At 45.4% G+C, this 20201-nt stretch carries 18 protein-coding genes; 15 read left to right on the top strand and 3 right to left on the bottom strand.

Translation table 11 applies throughout. From position 1 onward, the window contains the following. Positions 1–73 precede the first annotated feature (73 nt). The 4 genes from AC1DFM_RS31690 (at position 74) to AC1DFM_RS31675 (ending at position 4099) form a co-directional block, all read left to right on the top strand. Positions 74–1213 carry an acyl-CoA dehydrogenase gene (locus AC1DFM_RS31690; RefSeq protein WP_477080794.1) on the top strand — a complete coding sequence of 380 codons (1140 nt, stop codon included), beginning with the start codon at positions 74–76 and terminating at the stop codon, positions 1211–1213. 143 nt (positions 1214–1356) lie between these two features. Then, positions 1357–2046: a YggS family pyridoxal phosphate-dependent enzyme gene (locus AC1DFM_RS31685; protein WP_477080793.1), complete on the top strand. Its 690-nt coding sequence runs from the start codon at positions 1357–1359 to the stop codon at positions 2044–2046. A gap of 4 nt (positions 2047–2050) precedes the next feature. Beyond that, positions 2051–3301 (top strand): TlpA disulfide reductase family protein, encoded by a 1251-nt coding sequence (locus AC1DFM_RS31680; protein WP_477080792.1) that lies wholly within the window; start codon positions 2051–2053, stop codon positions 3299–3301. 495 nt (positions 3302–3796) lie between these two features. Next, positions 3797–4099, top strand: coding sequence for a YtxH domain-containing protein (locus AC1DFM_RS31675; protein WP_477080791.1), 303 nt, complete (start codon positions 3797–3799; stop codon positions 4097–4099). Between the two features lie 123 nt (positions 4100–4222). On the opposite strand, the gene AC1DFM_RS31670 is transcribed toward AC1DFM_RS31675, so the two are convergent. Then, positions 4223–4933, bottom strand: a complete 711-nt coding sequence (locus AC1DFM_RS31670) for an SRPBCC family protein (RefSeq protein WP_477080790.1) — start codon at positions 4931–4933, stop codon at positions 4223–4225. Between the two features lie 219 nt (positions 4934–5152). Between AC1DFM_RS31670 and AC1DFM_RS31665 the strand changes: the two genes are divergently transcribed. Further along, the gene (locus AC1DFM_RS31665; protein WP_477080789.1) at positions 5153–6010 is read left to right on the top strand and encodes a 3-keto-disaccharide hydrolase; all 858 of its coding nucleotides are present in this window, start codon (positions 5153–5155) and stop codon (positions 6008–6010) included. 231 nt (positions 6011–6241) lie between these two features. Further along, positions 6242–7462, top strand: coding sequence for a DUF4272 domain-containing protein (locus tag AC1DFM_RS31660; RefSeq protein WP_477080788.1), 1221 nt, complete (start codon positions 6242–6244; stop codon positions 7460–7462). 70 nt (positions 7463–7532) lie between these two features. Here AC1DFM_RS31660 and AC1DFM_RS31655 read toward each other — a convergent pair whose 3' ends face one another. Beyond that, positions 7533–9284: a DUF885 domain-containing protein gene (locus tag AC1DFM_RS31655; protein ID WP_477080787.1), complete on the bottom strand. Its 1752-nt coding sequence runs from the start codon at positions 9282–9284 to the stop codon at positions 7533–7535. A 193-nt stretch (positions 9285–9477) separates the two neighbouring features. Between AC1DFM_RS31655 and AC1DFM_RS31650 the strand changes: the two genes are divergently transcribed. Both AC1DFM_RS31650 and AC1DFM_RS31645 read left to right on the top strand, forming a co-directional pair. After that, complete coding sequence (locus AC1DFM_RS31650; RefSeq protein WP_477080786.1) at positions 9478–10188, top strand: RNA ligase family protein; 711 nt, start codon at positions 9478–9480, stop codon at positions 10186–10188. Then, positions 10157–11275, top strand: a complete 1119-nt coding sequence (locus AC1DFM_RS31645; RefSeq protein ID WP_477080785.1) for an AAA family ATPase — start codon at positions 10157–10159, stop codon at positions 11273–11275. Before AC1DFM_RS31650 ends, AC1DFM_RS31645 begins: the two co-directional genes overlap by 32 nt. A 110-nt stretch (positions 11276–11385) precedes the next feature. Here the strand turns inward: AC1DFM_RS31645 and dcd are convergent, their stop codons facing one another. Continuing rightward, positions 11386–11922 (bottom strand): dCTP deaminase, encoded by a 537-nt coding sequence (gene dcd / locus AC1DFM_RS31640; RefSeq protein ID WP_477080784.1) that lies wholly within the window; start codon positions 11920–11922, stop codon positions 11386–11388. A 112-nt stretch (positions 11923–12034) separates the two neighbouring features. Between dcd and AC1DFM_RS31635 the strand changes: the two genes are divergently transcribed. From AC1DFM_RS31635 to lpdA, 7 genes are all read left to right on the top strand, one after another. Beyond that, the gene (locus AC1DFM_RS31635; RefSeq protein ID WP_477080783.1) at positions 12035–12655 is read left to right on the top strand and encodes a 4'-phosphopantetheinyl transferase family protein; all 621 of its coding nucleotides are present in this window, start codon (positions 12035–12037) and stop codon (positions 12653–12655) included. 33 nt (positions 12656–12688) lie between these two features. Continuing rightward, positions 12689–13183 (top strand): shikimate kinase, encoded by a 495-nt coding sequence (locus AC1DFM_RS31630; protein WP_477080782.1) that lies wholly within the window; start codon positions 12689–12691, stop codon positions 13181–13183. A 1-nt stretch (position 13184) separates the two neighbouring features. Further along, positions 13185–13577, top strand: a complete 393-nt coding sequence (locus tag AC1DFM_RS31625; RefSeq protein ID WP_477080781.1) for a DUF423 domain-containing protein — start codon at positions 13185–13187, stop codon at positions 13575–13577. Positions 13578–13591: 14 nt separating this feature from the next. Beyond that, positions 13592–15004: an alpha/beta hydrolase family protein gene (locus tag AC1DFM_RS31620; protein ID WP_477080780.1), complete on the top strand. Its 1413-nt coding sequence runs from the start codon at positions 13592–13594 to the stop codon at positions 15002–15004. 100 nt (positions 15005–15104) lie between these two features. Then, the gene (locus AC1DFM_RS31615) at positions 15105–17768 is read left to right on the top strand and encodes an FtsK/SpoIIIE family DNA translocase (RefSeq protein ID WP_477080779.1); all 2664 of its coding nucleotides are present in this window, start codon (positions 15105–15107) and stop codon (positions 17766–17768) included. Positions 17769–17901: 133 nt separating this feature from the next. After that, positions 17902–18561, top strand: coding sequence for an outer membrane lipoprotein periplasmic chaperone LolA1 (gene lolA1, locus AC1DFM_RS31610; protein WP_477080778.1), 660 nt, complete (start codon positions 17902–17904; stop codon positions 18559–18561). A gap of 155 nt (positions 18562–18716) precedes the next feature. After that, entirely contained in the window at positions 18717–20123 is a 1407-nt protein-coding gene (lpdA, locus tag AC1DFM_RS31605) for a dihydrolipoyl dehydrogenase (protein WP_477080777.1), read from the top strand. Positions 20124–20201: the final 78 nt, after the last annotated feature.

Below are 20201 nucleotides of genomic sequence, written 5' to 3'. Positions count from 1 at the left end.
ATTTTATCCTACCCATTTTTTTACCTCCTGATTTCTCAATAATTTGAGGGGATTACATTATAAAAATATAACCATGGATTTTCAATTGACGGAAGAGCATCTGATGATACAAAAGGCAGCGCGTGATTTCGCTATCAACGAGCTGCTGCCAGGTGTAATAGAAAGAGATGAACACCAGAAATTTCCTGCCGAACAGATTAAGAAACTCGGAGAACTGGGCTTTTTAGGTATGATGGTGGACCCTAAGTACGGGGGAGCAGGCCTGGACGCCATTTCTTATGTACTGGCTATGGAAGAAATTTCCAAGATAGATGCATCCGCTTCCGTGGTCATGAGTGTAAATAATTCATTGGTATGCTGGGGCCTCGAAACCTTCGGTACAGAAGAACAAAAGCAAAAATACCTGGTGCCGCTTGCATCCGGACAAATAATAGGGGCTTTTATGCTGAGTGAGCCGGAAGCTGGTTCTGACGCCACTTCTCAGCGTACTATTGCTGAAGATAAAGGAGATCATTACCTGCTGAATGGTACCAAAAACTGGATTACCAATGGTAATTCCGCCAGCGTATACCTGGTAATTGCCCAAACCCATCCTGAAAAAGGCAGTAAAGGCATCAACGCCCTGATCGTAGAAAAGAATATGCCCGGAGTAACTATCGGCGCCAAGGAAAATAAACTCGGTATCCGCGGTAGCGATACCCACAGCGTGATGTTCCAGGACGTAGTAGTACCTAAGGAAAACAGGATCGGGGAAGATGGCTTCGGGTTTAAGTTTGCCATGAAAACACTGGCCGGCGGCCGTATCGGTATTGCTTCCCAGGCATTAGGCATCGCCGGCGGCGCTTATGAACTGGCACTGAAATACTCCAAAGAAAGAAAAGCATTCGGTAAAGAAATATCCCAACACCAGGCCATCCAGTTCAAACTGGCAGATATGGCTACCCGCATTGAAGCTTCCCGCTTATTATGCCTCAAAGCCGCCTGGGAAAAAGATCAACACCTGGACTATACCCTCAGCAGCTCTATGGCAAAGGTATTTTCTTCTGAAACAGCCATGTGGGTTACCACGGAAGCAGTGCAGGTACATGGTGGATATGGCTATGTAAAAGAATATCACGTAGAACGCCTCATGCGCGATGCTAAAATTACCCAGATATATGAAGGTACGTCTGAAGTACAGCGTATCGTGATCAGCCGGTCTATCCTGGGATAGCATAAAGCAAAAAGCATAAAACAAAAAGCTATTGTAGCGAGTGATTAAAGCGAATTATATCCGCAGTGTTCACTCGCTACAATAGCTTTTTGCTTTCTGCTTTCTGCCTTCCGCTTTACAAAAATCAGCCCTATCTTTGTCCGATGGCAATTAACATAGCAGCATACCAACAGATTATTTCCGAATTGCAGCCTTTCCATGCACAACTGGTAGCCGTTTCCAAAACCAAACCAGTCGAAGACGTCGCAGCATTTTATGAAGCAGGGCAAAGGATCTTCGGAGAAAATTATGTACAGGAGTTAGTCGAAAAACAGGCTGTTTTACCGGCAGATATAACATGGCATTTTATTGGTCACCTGCAATCCAATAAAGTGAAATTTATAGCGCCGTTTGTACATACCATCCACGCAGTAGATAGTTTAAAGCTATTGCAGGAAATCAACAAACAGGCCGCTAAACATCAGCGGATCATTCATTGCCTGCTACAGGTACATATTGCAGCTGAAGAAACCAAGTTTGGGTTAGATGAGCAGGAGTTACAGCAACTGCTCCAGGCATACGCCGCTGACCCGGCCGCATTTGCTTCGGTTCGTATTGCCGGTATGATGGGCATGGCCACCAACACCACCAACGAAGCTCAGATCCGTAAAGAGTTCCACCAGCTCCACCAGTTATTCGGATCTGTTAAAACCACTTATTTTAACAACGAAACGTACTTTAAAGAACTGTCCATTGGCATGAGTGCCGACTATCCCATCGCCCTGCAGGAGGGAAGTACGATGGTACGTATCGGCAGCCTGCTGTTTGGAGAAAGGAACTATTCACAAAAGTAGTATTATGAAAAAACTATGGCTCTATTGCCTTACTGGTATTGGATTAGCCGCCTGCAATAATGGCAACGCTATGAAATATCTGGCCGATGGTGTATGGCAGGCAAAACTTCACCGCAACGATGGCGCCGACATCGTTTTCAATTTCGACGTAAAAAATGCCGATGGTAAACCTACCCTCTATGTCATCAATGCCACTGATAGATTGCTGGTGGATGAAGTCACCGTAAAAGGCGACTCCGTATTTATTAAAATGCCCTTCTTTGACTCTGAATTCAAAGCCCGTTTAATCACCAATAAGAGCCTGGAAGGCCAGTGGATCAGACACCTGGCAGATAAAGATGTGAGCATTCCTTTTACGGCTGTTGCAGGAAACGCAGAACGCTTTAAAGTGAATACGCCCGCAACCGCCAATGTTTCCGGTCGCTGGGTAACACAATTCGTCTCTGCAAAAGATAAAGATAAAACGCCCTCTACCGCCATCGGAGAGTTTAAGCAGTCAGGTAATATCGTGCACGGTACCTTCCTCACTACTACCGGCGACTATCGCTTCCTGGACGGCGTGGTAGATGGAGACACCCTTCGCCTCTCTACTTTCGATGGCTCGCATGCGTACCTCTTTACCGCCCGCGTAGGGAAAGATAGTATCACGAATGGACGCTTCTATGCTGGTATTGGCGATGGCCTCGAAAACTGGTCCGCAGTAAAAAACGATACCGCTACTTTACCGGATGAAAGAACCATCGCCACCATGAAGCCAGGCCAGCAACAACTGGACTTTAGCTTCCCGGATCTGAATGGCAATAAAGTAAGCATTAAGGATAACCGCTTTAAAAATAAAGTAGTGATCATCACCCTCATGGGATCATGGTGTCCGAATTGTATGGACGAAACCGGCTTCCTGAGCAAGTGGTATGAAAAGAACAAACGCCGTGGCGTAGAAGTAATAGGACTGGCTTACGAACGTACCACCGACTTTGAGAAATCAAAGAAAAGCCTGGAGGGGTTTCTCAAACGCTTCAACGTCAACTATCCGGTACTCATCACCGGCGTAACACCGGGTGATCCGGATAAGGGAGCGAAAACGTTACCACAGCTCACAGGTATCAAAGGTTTCCCTACCACCATCTTTATTGATAAGAAAGGAAATGTACAGGAAGTACATACCGGTTTTTCCGGTCCGGGTACCGGCGAACATTACGAACAGTTCCAGGCAGACTTCAACCGGTTGGTGTCCGGTATGCTGGATGCAAAATAGTCGTACACGTTTACCAAACGCCACATGATGGTTTTAATAAAATGATCGCAATTTCATAATATATATTAATTATGTAATGCAATTGACGCTATAACTAAATCCCCTCTGGAACTGACTTTCAGAGGGGATTTACTTTTTAATAAAATTTATTATTTCATTTCTTTCAATATAGTTTGAAAAATACGAGAATGTAATTATTTTACTGCTCCGTTTGACTTTTATAAATTCCATTATCTAATACGCTTATCTTATCCACCTGCCGGGGCAATGTCAACTCTGATGTTGTCCTGGATAGCGTCTCCTTCGATGTTTTACGTTATTGAAACTTATCTTTTGACTTCTTTAATAGCAGGTGGTTTTTCCTTCTCTTTATTTTAATAACATTTCTTTATGACAGCTTATGGCTTTGCTGGCCTGATATTTGAAAATTTTAGTTTCAAGTGTGAATGAACTACGCACCGCAATCATTTGTTAAACCATAAAAATCCAATAACTATGTCTACCACGAAATTTTTAGCTGGCGCTATAGCCGGGTTAACTACCGGGTTAGTAATCGGATTATTGACAGCACCAGACAGCGGCGACAGAACCCGCAAAAAAATCAAACACAAAGCGGATGACTGGCGCCATAAAATTAATGGTCTTGTAAAGAAAAACGGAGAAGATTTATCTGAGCTGAAAGAAGTATTTGAACATGAAATCAGCGGTTTACAGGATGATGTTCGCGAGCGTGTATTGAAACTGATTAACAAAAGTCAGGGAACATATAACAGGTTTAAAAGAGAAGCACTATCGTAATGCATAAAGCATAAAGCCGAAAGCAAAAAGCTATTGAAGCGAATGACCATGGCGGATATTACTCCTCTTCGATCATTCGCTTCAATAGCTTTTTGCTTTCAGCTTTCAGCGTTATGCTTTCCGCTATCCCGCTATTTCTCCTGTCTCCATATAATTCTTAAAGCGTCTTACATCTTTAACAATCATATTTTCGAAGGCAGGATTCAATAGCCACGCCAGCCCGGAGCCTACATAACCAGCGGGCGGGCGGTAAGTAATCATCACATCTATTTCAGTACCCCCATTAAAGGTTTCGCGGAAAGTGATTCTGCCCGCGGTGGCAATAGATGATCCCGGCAGGGAACGCCAGCCAATAATTTCACCAGGTACTTCTTTCACTATTTCTGCATCCCATTCCAGCGTACCAATTCCTCCAGGACCCTTTACTATCCAATGTGAATGAAACGGATCAGTTTCCTCTACAGACTGCAGATGCCTCATAAACACCGGCAGATTGCTTAGTTGTCGCCAGAAGTAATACACTTCTTCTCGTGGATTATCAATACTGATAGCCGTGCGAATATTAACAGCAGCAGTATGCCGGTCTGGTTTTCTTTTACCAAAAAATCCATTAATAAGGTCATTACCGCTAATGCCCCGGTAGAGTAAATAGCCGGCGCCTAAGAGCTTTAGAAGACTGGCCACAGGGCTTTTATCTACTTTGCTAATGGCATTGCCAACCAGCCATGCACCGCTGAAAATAGATACAATCCTGCCTTCAGGTGTTACATTAATGATGTTCGAACTTTCGTATAAGGAGCCTGCCTTAGGTTGTGCTTGAGTGAAGGAATTCATATATACAGTTTGGGGAACTAACAGCGAAAACCCTGCACTTTTGTGTAAATGTATTTAACTATTTGATATTTAGTGAGATAGATAAGCGCTTCGTACGTTCGTTCGTGTGGCAGATCCGGCACGGTGCGTATTTTCTTACACACTTTATTCGGGTGCTCCGGATCTCACTTGGATATCTCTTCACGATCAGCTATCTTAACCCGTCAAATCAAAGAATATATGAAAAAAACACTGACCGCGTTACTATTACTGGCCGGATTACACAGTTCCGCGCAAAAAGAAATAGCCCCTAATAAGTGGCTTAAACTCTTTAACGGAAAAGACCTCACCGGATGGGATGTAAAAATAACCGGCCACGATCTGAACGATAACTACGGTAATACATTCCGCGTGGATAGCGGCATGATGAAAGTTTCCTACGATCAATACGACGATTTCAATGGACAATACGGTCACATTTTCTATAAAAAGAACTTCTCTGCCTACCTCATCGTGGTAGAATATAAATTTACAGGCGACCAGGTGAAAGGTGGTCCCGGATGGGCGTATCGTAACAGCGGTATCATGCTCCATGGACAAACTGCTGCCAGCATGAAAAAAGACCAGGACTTTCCAATTTCACTGGAAGATCAGCTGTTAGGTGGAAATGGCAAAGACCCACGCTCTACATCTAACCTCTGTACGCCCGGTACCAACGTAGTCATGAATGGTAAACTCATCACCGACCACTGTATCAGCTCTACCTCCAAAACTTATCAGGGCGATGTATGGGTACATGCAGAAGCACTTGTACTGCGCGATTCAGTGATTAAACATATCGTAGACCGCGATACCGTTATTGTATACAACAAGCCACAGGTAGGTGGTGGCTCGGTATCCCACGCTGATCCCAGCCTGTTGAAGGATGGACGTTTATTAAGCGAAGGATCTATTTCCCTGCAAAGTGAAAGTCATCCTATCGCATTTAGAAAAGTAGAACTGTTCGACCTCTCCCCTTATGTAAATGATCCCGCTAAACTGAATAAAATCCTGCATATGCTGCAACATCGTGCAGACGGGAAGAAGAAGGGTAAATAATAATACTACTATGATGGTGAGGCCTTGGTGGTCTTGGCGGTCTGGGTGGTCTGGGAGGTAAACAACCGGCTGCCAGCAGTAATGCGCAGACAGCCAGGGCTGGCAAGGTTTTTCTTTTCATCACTTCCTGGTTTATAGTGAATAGAATTGCTACCGATACACCAGCGTCAGGCAAATCCGATACCATATTTGGCTACTTTAGGTTACCTTTGGCCCCTCGAAAAAAACAGCATGGAAAATTGTACGCTTTATACGCATGAGATAGACATGGATAAAGTGCTGACCCGCATCCGGGCGCATTTTGGTGAAAAGGCAGTAAAAGTAACAGGCCCGGAACAACACTGGGAACAGTTAACCATTACTTCCGGAAAGAAATTACTGCGTAAAGGAAACACCCTCACCATCCGGTATCGTCAACGGGCTATTCCAGGCTATCAGCTGGTAAGAAACGACGACCCGGTGACCATTAACCTGTTAGGCATGCATGGTTTTGTACAGCAACTGCCCGCAGAAAATTCCAAACTACAGGAATTGTTGTTAGCCAAAGTTGCCACCATCAATACAGAAGTAATCTTTTTGGCAGAACCGGCTTTTAATGGGGACTTCAGAGCCGCCGTGATGGACCTGGCACAGGAACTGGACGGTTTCTTCTTTTGTGAAAAGAATTTCATTTTCGATACAGATGTACAAGGCTTCTGGGATAAAACAGGCGCTTTGCTACTCGATGTAAACGGACATTCAACGGCCACCAATCTTGCTGTCAACATTAACGCGGTTTACTTCGATAACCAGGAGGCTCCTTCCGACGCAGCTACTGCCCGAAAACAACAGAGCATTGCCCAGTTGAAACAACTGCATGTGAAAACAACGCCGAATCTGCCAGTGATTACCGATGAAACGCAGGTAACACTTCGTACTGCCAGGGATGTAGCGGAGCGTGTAGCCGTGCTCGCTGCCGTAAATACAGTGGCATTCGACTACCTGACAGGTGACACCGTCATCAACTATTTACAACAACACCAACTCTGGGATAAAACCACTCCTGCAGAAAAAGCTTTTCTGGCAAATCCTCAGGAGGATCAGAAAACAAAAGAAACATGGAAGTGTGAAGGTATCTGGGTGCTCCTTTGGGCATTGAATAAAGTGCCTTCCCTGGGAGAAATGGATACACTCTGCAATCTGGACATGGTACCGGAAGATGAGTTTCCTTTCCGGGGCCTGGACAGCGATCCCGCTGCGTTTCTGACAGGGGCTGCTTCATTGCGCACTACCGGAGAAATTCTGGATGCCAATGACTTATATTACCGCGCCAACTGGGCCTGTGTAGATGCCCGTTTGAAAGGAGAGGAGGCGCCAGTGCATCCAGGTACCGTATATGAAAGACATTATGCGTTGAACTGGTTGATTAACTATAGAAATCAGCCATGGGATGAGGTGAGCTGTGATACCTGAGTGATGAACAGCTACTAAAAAAAATGCAGTGGGGAAACCACTGCATTTTTTTTATGGTAAAAAATGAATCTTATTTCAACATCAGTAACCGGATATCTTTTACCGGTGCACTGCCATAACTCAGGAACTTCTCATTAAATGCTTTCAGGCTGTAATCCTTGCCCTGCTGCTTTTTGTAAGCTTCCCGCAGATCAATAATTTCTTTGTAGCCGGTGAAATAGCTCGTTAACTGTACACTGGTAACACTTACTCTTTTCCATTTTCCTGCTGCTTCTGCCGCTTGCTGGAAGGCTTCTTTTGTCAGTAAATGAATGGCCGCTTCCTGACTCATATCTTTCACATGTACGCTGTAATCCAGGATGGTATTGCATACGGCGCGCAGGTTCCATTTGTACCACATCAGCCACATTTCGGGAGCATTATTGCCGTAGCCGTTTTCGAGCATCATTTGTTCGGTATATACCGCCCATCCTTCAATCATGGCGCCATTGCTCATGAGCGATTTAATCAGGCTGGGAGATTGATTGGCGTATACCAGTTGGGTGTAATGGCCTGGAATAGCTTCATGGATATCCAGTATTTGCAGGATATACTGATTGTATTCACGGAGAAAACTTTCCGCTTTATCTTTTGGCCATCCTTCCAGGCTGCCCACGTTGTAGTAGGTATTACCGCCCTTGTCGTAAGGACCAGGCGCACTGATAGAAGCGCCGGCTACACCCGCCATGTAGGCTGGCTCTTTACGTACCACCAGCGGTTTGGATGGATCAATGTATAAGAGATCTTTTTCTTTGATAAAAGCAATGAGTGTAGGGAGCTGTTTTTCAATGGCCGATTGGAATTCTTCCGGCTTCACGTGCTGCACGGAAAGTGTGTCTATCATCCTGCCTACCAACGCGAGAGAATCCGCAGGCATCGGCGCATTGCCAAAATATTTGGGCCACAGCTGCTGGCTGATTTTTATCATCTCTCCATGGATAAATGCTTTACGGGCAACTGCTGAATCATAGATTTGTGCCGCAGTAAAAGAGGATTGTATATCGAAACCAAATTTTTTGTCGTACAAAGCTTTACCAAGCCGGAAACTACGTGGGTTGGCAGGTTTCAACGCCTTTAGCCAGTCTGCATAATCGCGGATGGCTTTGGCCGCCGCTTTAGCATTTGCTACCAGGGCAGTTTGTTCTGCTGCCGGAATGGTAGTTTTCTTCAATGAATCAACAAAGTCTTTTTCAAAAACAGATAAGCCGCCATTGTTCTGATCTATGGCCAGCGAAGTGAGTTCAGGAACAGGGTTGTTGATTTGTTTTTTGGCTGCCTCATAATAAGCAGGTACCGCTTGTAATCTGCTGCCAAAGCTACGTAACCTGGTTTCCAGTGGTGCGTAGTTTTCATTTAAGATAAAGGCAAAGGTATTACTGACGTTAAAGGAAGATGGGTCCCATTCATTGCTTTTCTGCTCATTGATGGCCCATTGTACTGATTGCAGGTAATTCTGTATCAGCTGGTAATCAATTTGGTTGGCATCACTTAATGCTTTAAGATCAAATGATTGGAGCGAATCCAGTTGTTGTTTCGCGAAGGCCAGTCGCACCTGTGTTTCGGTGCTATCTGGTATCCGTAATACGCTGTCATAGGCATGATACCCTACGCTGGTGGCCCAGTCGGGATTTACTTTCCACAGGGCGTCAATAAAATGTGCTTCATACTGACTGAAAGCATTGTTCAGCGTACTGTCGGACCCGTTGCTATGCTTGCTGCTGCCACTGTTGTTACAGGCAGCCATAGCTGCCAGTGCGGTGGCACAAAGGAGGAATTTTCTCATGGTGTTAGATTGGTGTTGTTTTCAAAAAGCCTGCGTAATATACTATTAAATTATTTTCTTATTTTTGCGGCTTATTAATTAAAACGATTAACACTTGCGCCATGTAATCTCACAGGCATATTAACAACATTCCTTTCGCCGTTCCTTTCCGGAACCGGCCTGTGATTTTATTGTTTAATTTAAACCCCATAACATGGCAATTTCTCAGAAATATGGCCGTACCTGGCATTATCCGTTTTCGCCGGGAACTACCAGCGATGACCGTATTCAATATGAATACTGGCAGCAGCTGCAACAGATTCCTGTGCTGATTCATACGGAAAAACTGGACGGTGAAAATAATTGTCTTTCCCGCTACGGTGTATTTGCGCGCTCACATGCTGCGCCTACTACATCGGCCTGGTCAGAAAGCATCCGCCGCTATTGGCAAAGTATAAAGAATGATTTAGGCGATCTGGAAATTTTCCTCGAAAATTTATACGCTGTGCATTCTATTGAATATAGAAACCTGGATCATCATTTCTATGTATTTGGTATCCGGGAAGGAGCGCGGTGGCTGAGTTGGGAGGAAACCCATTTCTATGCCGCTATGCTGGAGCTGCCGGTAGTGCCGGAAATTAAGCGGATAACGCCGCCGGCTACACGTAGTGAATTTGAACAGGATACGTTGGCGCTTGTAAACAGCAGAGGCACTTTCGATCCGTATGATATACATACCGGCCAGCCCGCTACCATCGAGGGAATTGTATCCCGTAATGCCGCAGGCTATGCGGTCAGCGATTTTGCAAACAATGTGTTTAAGTATGTCCGCAAAGGACATGTGAAAACAGACCAGCACTGGACCCGACATTGGCGCCGTGCCAGGTTAAATAATGAAGGAGGTAGTTATGTGGCAGCTCAGTAAAAATAAATCGTGGGCAGCGCTGGAGCAGGCCTTTGAGTGGGTACGCGTTATGCAGCAGGTGCCACAGGATGCCCGTCATCATGCGGAAGGAAATGTAGCCATTCATACACAAATGGTATTGGTAGCGCTGGAGCAGCTACCAGAATACCAACAATTACCGGCAGCAGACCAGGAGCTGCTATGGGCTGCCGCTTTGCTGCATGATGTAGAGAAATACAGTACCACCGTGATTGAACCGGATGGTCGTATTACATCCGCTGGTCATGCGCGGAAAGGAGAGGGGCGGGCAAGGCAAATCCTTTACCGGGAAGTGCCGGCGCCTTTTACCATACGGGAACAAATTGCCAAATTGGTAAGGTATCATGGCTTACCGCTATGGGTATTCGATAAACCGGACCCGCAGCGGGCGGCTATTATCGCCAGTCTGGAGGTAGATACCCGGTTGCTGGCCTTATTGGCCCGTGCGGATGCCCTGGGCCGGATTTGTTCCGACCAGGCCGATTTACTGTACCGGTTGGATTGCTTTGAAGAGCTGTGCCGGGAAAATGAGTGCTGGGGCCAGCCACGTGCTTTTGCTACACCGGAAGCGCGTATGTATTATCTCCGGAAAACAGATTCGCCGCCGGACTATGTGCCGTTTCAACAGCCGCAAACGGAAGTGGTGATGATGAGCGGCCTGCCAGGGGCAGGGAAGGATACCTATGTGCAGCAACATTATAGGCAGTGGCCGGTGATATCTCTCGATAATATCCGAAGGGAAATGAAAATCAGCCCAACGGATAAAAGTGGTAACGGGGTGGTGATTCAGGCGGCCAAAGAGCAGGCCAGGGTTTACTTACGCCGGCAACAACCCTTCGTCTGGAATGCCACCAATATCACCCGGCAAATGAGGGAACAGCTGATCAGTCTTTTTACTACTTATGAGGCAGCGGTAACCATTGTATATGTGGAAGTACCCGCAGAAAGATTGTTACAACAAAACCGTCAACGGGAAGAAGTAGTGCCACTGGCAGTCATGCAACGCCTCATGGACAAGCTGGAAGTGCCTACGTTGGCAGAAGCGCATGTTTTGAAGCTAAAAGCATAAAGCCGAAAGCAAAAAGCTATTATAGTGAATGATTAAAGCGTAGGATTAAATTCCGCAATGATCATTCGCTATAATAGCTTTTTGCTTTCGGCTTTATGCCTTCAGCTGTATTAAAATTCATTTTTCCACATCATGCTCTCAACGGGCTTGATAGTGCGGCCATTATATTTAGCGTTGCCTTTTTTATTGTACAAAGTTTCTACCTCTCCCTCTACTACAAAGTAGATCAGCTGCCCGATAGGCATGCCGGCGTATATACGTACGGGTTGTGCGCAGGAAATTTCCAGGGTCCAGGTGTTGCAGAAGCCTACATCTCCTTTACCAGCGGTAGCATGAATATCGATCCCTAAACGGCCGGTGCTCGACTTACCTTCCAGGAAGGGCACATGGGCATGCGTTTCGGTGTATTCTTCTGTTACACCGAGGTACAGCGTACCAGGTTGCAACACATATCCTTCTTCCGGTATTTCAAAATGCTCAATTTGATTGTGTTTGCGCGCATCTAACACACGGTCTTTGTAGGTAGCCAGGTACTTGCCCAGGTGCACGTCATAAGAATTGGTACCCAGGAATTTCCGGTCATAGGGAGCGATGACGATAGTGCCTTTTTCAATTTCCTCCAATATCCGTTTGTCTGACAGAATCATGCTTAGGTTCGTTTAGTTTTAATAGCTTTTTGGTTTTCAGCTGTTAGCATTTCGTTAAACACGTGCTGCCAAAAACTGTTTTTTCTGCTTTTTTGCTTTAATTTGGCAAGATATGCCATTAATACGAACGATACAAATTGATCCGGAAACGAAGCTGGGTGTATGGAAGATAACAGAGAAGGAAGATTTTTTCCGGGAGAAGGTAAATATCAGCCCGTCGATTCATCATCCGCACAAGCGCTTGCAGCACTTTGCGGGCAGATACCTGCTGGTGACGCTTTTTCCCGCATTCCCTATCGAACAGATCACTGTCACCAACAGCCGTAAACCCGTGCTGGTATGTGATAGCTACCATTTTTCTATCTCTCATTGCGGCGACTACGCAGCGGCTATTGTAAGCACCAAGGCCGCAGTAGGCATAGATATTGAAGAGGTGAAGCAAAAAATAGAACTGGTATCGCATAAGTTTCTGTCGCCAGCCGAAAGGTCGTTTATAGACCCGGCGCATGAACTGACCCATAAAACCATTTGCTGGAGCGCCAAAGAAGCCATGTTTAAATGGTATGGACTGGGAAGCGTTGATTTTAAGGAGAATATGAAACTGCATCCCTTTGTTTATCAACAGGCAGGTTTTATTACCGCCGATTTTAACAAACAGGATAGAAATACCCGGTTATATTTGCAATATATTATGGAAAATGGCCTATGCCTGGCATGGACTCATCCTGCGTGAGGAAAGAATTTATTAAGCACTGTTGCGTTATTTATGAAGATATACTTACTCGGTTTTATGGGTGCCGGAAAATCCTATTGGGGTAAACAACTGGCGGATCACCTGCATCTTCCCTACTATGACCTGGACGAAGTGATTGTAGAAGCAGAAGAAATGGCAATTGCTGACATCTTTGCTACCAAAGGAGAAGACTATTTCCGTGATAAGGAAAGTAAACTGCTCCGGGAATTATCGGAACAGGAAAACTTCCTGATCTCCTGTGGTGGTGGTACGCCCTGCTTCCAGGAGAATATGGATTTCATGAATGAACATGGTACCACCGTTTGGATTAATCCTTCTGTGGAGGCTATGGCAGAAAGACTGCAACGTAAAAAATCCAAACGTCCGCTGATCGCTGATCTGGAGGATGAGGACCTGATCGGATTTGTAGAAAAGAAAATGGCAGAGCGGTTGCCTTTCTACCAGCAATCCAGGCATATAATTTCATCAGATAATATTTCATTGGATACCTTTACGCAAAATTTCTAGTATGCATAAGAGTTTTTTAGTTTGGGCGGCGGTTTTGGGCGCATTGGCAGTTATCTTAGGTGCATTTGGTGCACATAAGCTGAAAGAACTGGTGCCACCGGAATCCGTATCTACTTTTCAGACAGGCGTTACCTATCAGTTCTATCACGTTTTTGCGTTAATAGCTACCGGCATTCTCTTCGCACAGATTCCCGGCGCACAGCTGGAATGGGCTGGCAGATGCTTTATTATCGGTATCATTTTATTTTCCGGTTCGCTTTACGCGATGACCTTGCTCAAAATGACAGGTGACGTAGGATTGAGACAACTCGGTATCATTACACCCATTGGTGGTGTATTCTTTATAGCAGGATGGGTAAGTCTGCTGCTCGGTGTTTTAAAAATAAAAGCATAAAGACGAACGCATATATGTACAAAGGTTTTTGGGTGTTGTTGCTGGGAGTGCTGACAGGTTCAATGGCGATGGCTCAGGATAATGAGGGCATTGCCGGCAAATGGTATGGTACTTTCAAACGTTACTACGGCGATAAATATCGCATGATAGTACAGTTGGAAAAAGATGGCGCCGGTGGCTACAAAGGCTACATGGAGCTACCAGACCTGGCAGAAGACGAAAAGTTTGACCTGGAAACAGTTGTATACCGGAAAGATACGCTGCTGCTTCGCATAGATGAGGTCCATTTTTCCTACACCGGTGTATGGGATCAGGCTACCAAACAGTTCAAAGGCATTTCCAGCTTCGGCGGCGATGAAAACGATGTAAACCTTGGACGGAAGGAAATTACCAGCGCCGACCTGTACAAACGGCCACAGGAGCCTAAACCACCGTATTCATATTACACAGAAGAGGTTCGGTTTAATAATATCAAAGATTCTGTATCACTGGCAGGTACCTTTACCCGCCCCGCTGCCGCAGGCAGATATCCGGTGGTAGTGATGATCAGCGGGTCAGGACCACAGAACAGAGATGAGGAAATGGCGGGGCATAAGCTCTTCCTGGTACTGGCCGACTATTTCGCGCGAAACGGGATTGCCTCACTGCGGTTTGATGACCGCGGCACCGGAAAATCTACCGGTAACTATTACGATGCCACTATCTATGATTTTGCGCATGATGTAAGTACCGCCAGCGCCTATCTGAAAAAGCGGAAAGATGTAGATCCCGTGAACGTGGGCCTGTTGGGACATAGCGAAGGCGGTATTGTGGCACAGATTGTGGCAGCAAACAATCCGGGCGTGGCTTTTGTAATATCCATGGCCGGCGTGGGGGTAACCGGCCGGCAACTGATAGATCAGCAAATGGCCATCAAACAAAGTATGGCAGGGAAATCCGATAGTTTTATTGTGGCCGATCGCCAACGAATGAAACCATACTGGGACCTGCTGGCCGCCGATAGCAATATTGCCCAAACCCGGCCCAAAGCAGCGGCCATCATCAGGGAATTGTACCGTAGCTCTGATGAAACTGTGAAAAAAGAAATGACGGAGGAAGAGATGGTGAATAACGCCGATCTCAGCCCCGAAGCATTATCAATTTTGAAATACAATCCATTAACGTACCTTAAACAGGTGAAATGTCCGTTTATGGGCATTAATGGAACGAAAGATATACAGGTGGATGCCACTACAAATCTGAATGCTATTGAACGTGCATTAACCGAAAATGGAAATATGCAGGTAACAATCCGTAAGTTTGATGGATTGAACCATTTGTTCCAACGTTGCAAAACTTGTACAGCAACCGAATACGGAGAGCTGGAGCAAACCATTGATCCCCTGGTACCCGAATTTATTGCACACTGGATTTTACAGTTGCCATAATTCGCCAGGAAGTCCCAAAATTGAAAGTTATATAGCTGTCATCTGTTAGTAGTAGCCGCGCTATCCACTAAAGTTGGCAGCTGGCAGCTAAAAGCTAATTATGTCCAGGAATAAACTGAAAACCGAAAAACCGGAAAGCAAGAAACCGAAAGGCCCCACACCGAACCCTGATGTGTTGACGAAAGACAAGGAGCCCGAGGTAAAAGTAAAAGAACTGGTGAAAGATGAGCGGACCCATAAAGTAATGGGTGTGTTCTTTCTTTTGCTGTCTGTGTACTGTTTTATTGCCTTCACTTCCTATCTTTTTACCTGGGAAGATGACCAGGATAAAATATTCCATTACACTACCCGGGAGCTTTTCTTCGGAGATGTAAAAGTAGATAACCTGCTCGGTCGCCTGGGTGCTTATGTATCCCACAACTTCTTTTTCTACGGCGTAGGTATTGCCGCTTACCTGTTTTGCTATTTCTTTTTTATCATCGGTATTAACTTCATCGTAGGACGCCGTGTGTTCCGCATCTGGCGCAACGTGAAATATATTTTGTTTGGACTGCTCTTTATCAGTATGTCCATGGCTTTTGTGGCCGGTGGAAACGACTTCCCCTGGGGCGGCGCCCTGGGCGATGCCCTGAATAAATGGACTTCCGGCTTTGTGGGTAAAACAGGTACCGCCCTCTTACTACTGGTAGTGGGCTTCTCCTGGCTGATCTGGAAATTCAATTTTGAATTTAAATGGCCGGAGAAAAAAATAAAAGCACCTAAACCCATACCCGCCGCAGCTCCTCCTGCACCCGTGCCCGCCGCAACAGCTGCTGCCGCTAACGCTGTCGCCACTGCCACACCACCGGTAAAGGAAGACCCGCGTAAAAATGGGCTGAAAGGAGATGGAGGCGTGATGGTGATTCCGCCGCATGAAGAAGAGGAAGAAAATGAAGAAGATCTGCCACCGATGCAGCTGGTAGAAAGAGAAGATATTACTGTTATTCCTTCCCATGCGCCATACATGCCGCCAGTAGCCCCTGTGCTAACATCGGAACCGGAGGAACAATATGAACTGCCACCACTGGAAGATGAAGAGGAGGAAGAAGAAGATCCGGGGCCATTGTTGTATATAGAAGAAACAGTAGAACAAACGCCTGCTCCTAATAAAAAGAAAAATGGTCCGCAGGAAGTAGCGTTTGAAATTAAAGAGACCTACAAGGATGAAGAAGACGAGATAGAAGAAATTCAGCCATCCAGGCCCGTGGAGCCGGTAGATCCCTATGATCCTTCGCTGGATCTGCGCGACTATAAATTCCCGACACTGGACCTGCTGGAAAATCATAATGCTGATAAAGTAATCGTACAGGATACCTCTGAGCTGGAAAAGAATAAAAACCAGATCATTGATACCCTGAAAAACTATGATATCTCCATACAGAAGATAAGTGCCACCGTAGGACCCACTGTGACACTGTACGAAATTGTGCCGGCTGCCGGCGTTCGTATCTCCCGTATTAAAAACCTGGAAGATGATATTGCCCTGAGTTTGTCAGCGCTGGGTATCCGTATCATTGCGCCTATCCCGGGTAAAGGCACCATCGGTATAGAGGTGCCCAATGTGAAAAAAACAATTGTGTCGCTGAAAAATATGCTGGCTTCGGAGAAATTMCAGACCAGCACCATGGACTTGCCTATTGCCATTGGTAAAAAAATCGACAACGAAAACTTCATTGCCGATCTGGCCAAAATGCCACACCTGCTCATGGCGGGTGCTACCGGTCAGGGTAAATCTGTTGGTATCAACACTTTGCTAGTATCGCTGTTGTACAAAAAACATCCATCCCAGTTGAAGTTTGTACTGGTAGATCCGAAAAAAGTGGAACTATCGCTCTACAAGCTCATTGAGAAGCACTTCCTGGCTAAGTTGCCGGGTGAGGATGATGCGATTATCACCGACACCAAAAAAGTAATTCATACCCTGAATGCGCTGTGTATTGAAATGGACCTGCGCTACGACCTGCTGAAAGAAGCCGGTACCCGTAATATCCGTGAGTACAATGGCAAATTTACCCAGCGTCGCCTGAATCCGTTGAAAGGCCATCGTTACCTGCCTTTCATTGTGCTGGTGGTAGATGAGTTTGCAGATCTGATCATGACTGCCGGTAAAGAGGTGGAAATGCCGATTGCCCGTTTAGCCCAGCTGGCCCGTGCCGTGGGTATTCACCTGATCATTGCCACGCAACGTCCGTCTGTAAACATTATTACTGGTACTATTAAAGCTAACTTCCCGGCCCGTGTGGCCTTTAAGGTATCTTCCAAAATAGATTCCCGTACCATCCTGGATATTGGTGGGGCGGAACAGCTCATTGGTCAGGGGGATATGCTGGTTTCCTTTAATGGAGAACTGGTACGTTTGCAATGTGCTTTTGTGGATACACCCGAAGTGGAAAGTGTGGCCGAGTTTATTGGTAACCAGAAAGGCTATCCCGATGCCTTCCTGCTGCCGGAATATGTGGACGACAAAGATCCGGATGGCAAGGAACTCAGTATTGCCGACAGGGACCCGCTGTTTGAAGAAGCCGCCCAGGTGATTGTTACCACGCAGCAAGGTTCTACCTCTTTGTTACAACGCCGGATGAAGCTGGGGTACAACCGGGCAGGGCGATTGATGGATCAGCTGGAAGCTGCTAATATTGTAGGGCCCAATATGGGTAGCAAAGCGCGGGAAGTACTGGTGAGAACAGAAAGTGAGTTACAGGAAATCCTTAATAATTTGTTATAATATGTTAAGGTCCTTCGAAATAATTATCCTTTTTCAGGAAATATGCTGAATTTTGCTGCCTGTAAAAGACCAACCCGCTATACCGGCATGGCATTTGTTTTTGCTGGGAGAGCACAAACTAAAAAAAAATACGATGAAGAAACTTGTATTAACAGGAATGTTGTTGAGTGGTATCATTTTCAGCGGCATGGCACAATCCAAAGGCGCCTCTGACCCCAAGGCAAAAGTTGTTCTGGATGGTGTAAGTAATAAATTCAAGTCATTAAAAACAGTAGTAGCTAATTTTATATTGAAAGTAGAAGGCGCTAACAACAGTGTATCTGATTCCAAAAAAGGAACCGTATACCTGAAAGGTGCAAAATATAAAGTAACGCTGCCAGGTCAGGAAATTATCAGCGATAATAAAACTTCCTGGACCTACGCCAAAGATGTAAACGAAGTAACGATCAATAACGTAGATCAAAGCAGTGGCTCTATGACACCTGCCAAACTGTTCACTAATTTCTACGATAAAGATTATCTGTACAAACTGGAACCTGAAACCAACGAAAAAGGTAAAGTATACCAGAATGTAGAGTTAACACCTACTGATAAATCCAAGAATATATTTAAGGTAATTGTGTCCGTAGATAAGAAAAGCCAGAGTATCGCAAAAATGAAGGTTTTTGAGAAAAATGGTAACCACTACACCTACGAGATCACCAACTTTACACCAAATACCAACCTGACCGATGCTACTTTTACATTTGACGCTAAGAAATATCCCGGCGTTGAAGTGGTAGATCTTCGATAAGCATAAAGGGGAAAGCATAAAGCAAAAAGCCATCGGAGCGGATGATTAAAGCGGATATTCGCGCTGGTCATTTGCTCCGATGGCTTTTTGCTTTCTGCTTTGTGCTTTTAGCTTAATTAGCTACCTTTGGCGAGTTCAATTTAAAATTAAACAATATGGCATACGACGTAATCGTAATTGGTAGTGGGCCCGGCGGATATGTGGCTGCTATTCGTGCTTCTCAGCTGGGATTTAAAACTGCAATCGTGGAAAGAGAGAGCCTGGGTGGTATCTGTTTAAACTGGGGCTGTATTCCAACCAAAGCTTTATTAAAAACTGCACAGGTTCTTGAATATACGCAGCATTCGAAAGACTATGGTATTACCGTAGCTGATGCACAGGTTGATTTTGAAGCGGTGATCAAACGTAGCCGCGGTGTTGCTGATAAAATGAGCAGGGGCGTTCAGTTCCTGATGAAGAAAAATAAGATCGATGTGATCATGGGCAATGGTAAAGTAAAAGCCAAAGGCCAGGTAGAAGTAACCGATAAAGACGGTAAAACTGCAGTACATGAAGCTAAACACATCATCCTGGCTACAGGTGCACGTGCACGTGAACTGCCTAACTTGAAGATAGATGGTAAAAATGTAATTGGTTACCGCGAAGCAATGGTATTGCCTAAGCAACCTAAATCCATGATTGTAGTAGGTTCTGGCGCTATCGGCGTTGAATTTGCCTACTTCTACGCAACCCTGGGTACCAAAGTAACCATCGTTGAATTCCTCCCACGCATAGTACCAGTTGAAGATGAGGATATCTCCAAAGAACTGGAAAAAATATACAAAAAGAAAGGTATCGATATCATGACCAACGCTTCTGTTGAAGCTGTGGAAGCTACTGGTAACGGTGTGAAAGCGAAAGTGAAAACACAAACCGGTGAAATTACCCTCGAAGCAGATGTTGTACTTAGCGCCGTGGGTATCGCCGCTAATATCGAAAATATCGGTCTGGAAGGTATGGGTATTAAAACCGATAAAGGCCGTGTACTGGTAGATAAATACTACCAAACCAATGTTCCGGGTATCTACGCTATCGGCGACATGGTTCCTGGTCAGGCCCTGGCACACGTTGCTTCCAAAGAAGCGATCGTTTGCGTAGAAGCTATCGGCTACAACGAAAAGAAATACGCCCACAAACCTGCTACTATCGACTACATGAACATTCCAGGTTGTACTTATTGCGCACCTGAAATTGCATCTGTAGGCTATACCGAGAAAGCAGCAAAAGAAGCCGGTTACGAAGTGAAAGTGGGTAAATTCCCATTCTCTGCTTCTGGTAAAGCTTCTGCAGCTGGTGCTACTGAAGGTTTCGTTAAAGTGATCTTCGATGCTAAATACGGCGAATGGTTAGGTTCCCACATGATTGGTGCGAACGTTACTGAACTGATCGCAGAAACAGTAGTAGCGCGTAAACTGGAAACTACTTACCAGGAAGTACTGGATGCTATCCATCCACACCCAACTATGAGCGAATCTGTAAAAGACGCCATAGAAGTAGCTTACGGCGAAGCAATACATCTATAAAAGCATAAAGCAGAAAGCATAAAGCAAAAAGCTATTGTAGCGAATGAAAAGAGCGAGTATCCGCTTTAATCATTCGCT

This window comes from Chitinophaga sp. 05T412, assembly GCF_056396465.1.
This window is presented reverse-complemented; position numbering and strand designations above follow the sequence as displayed.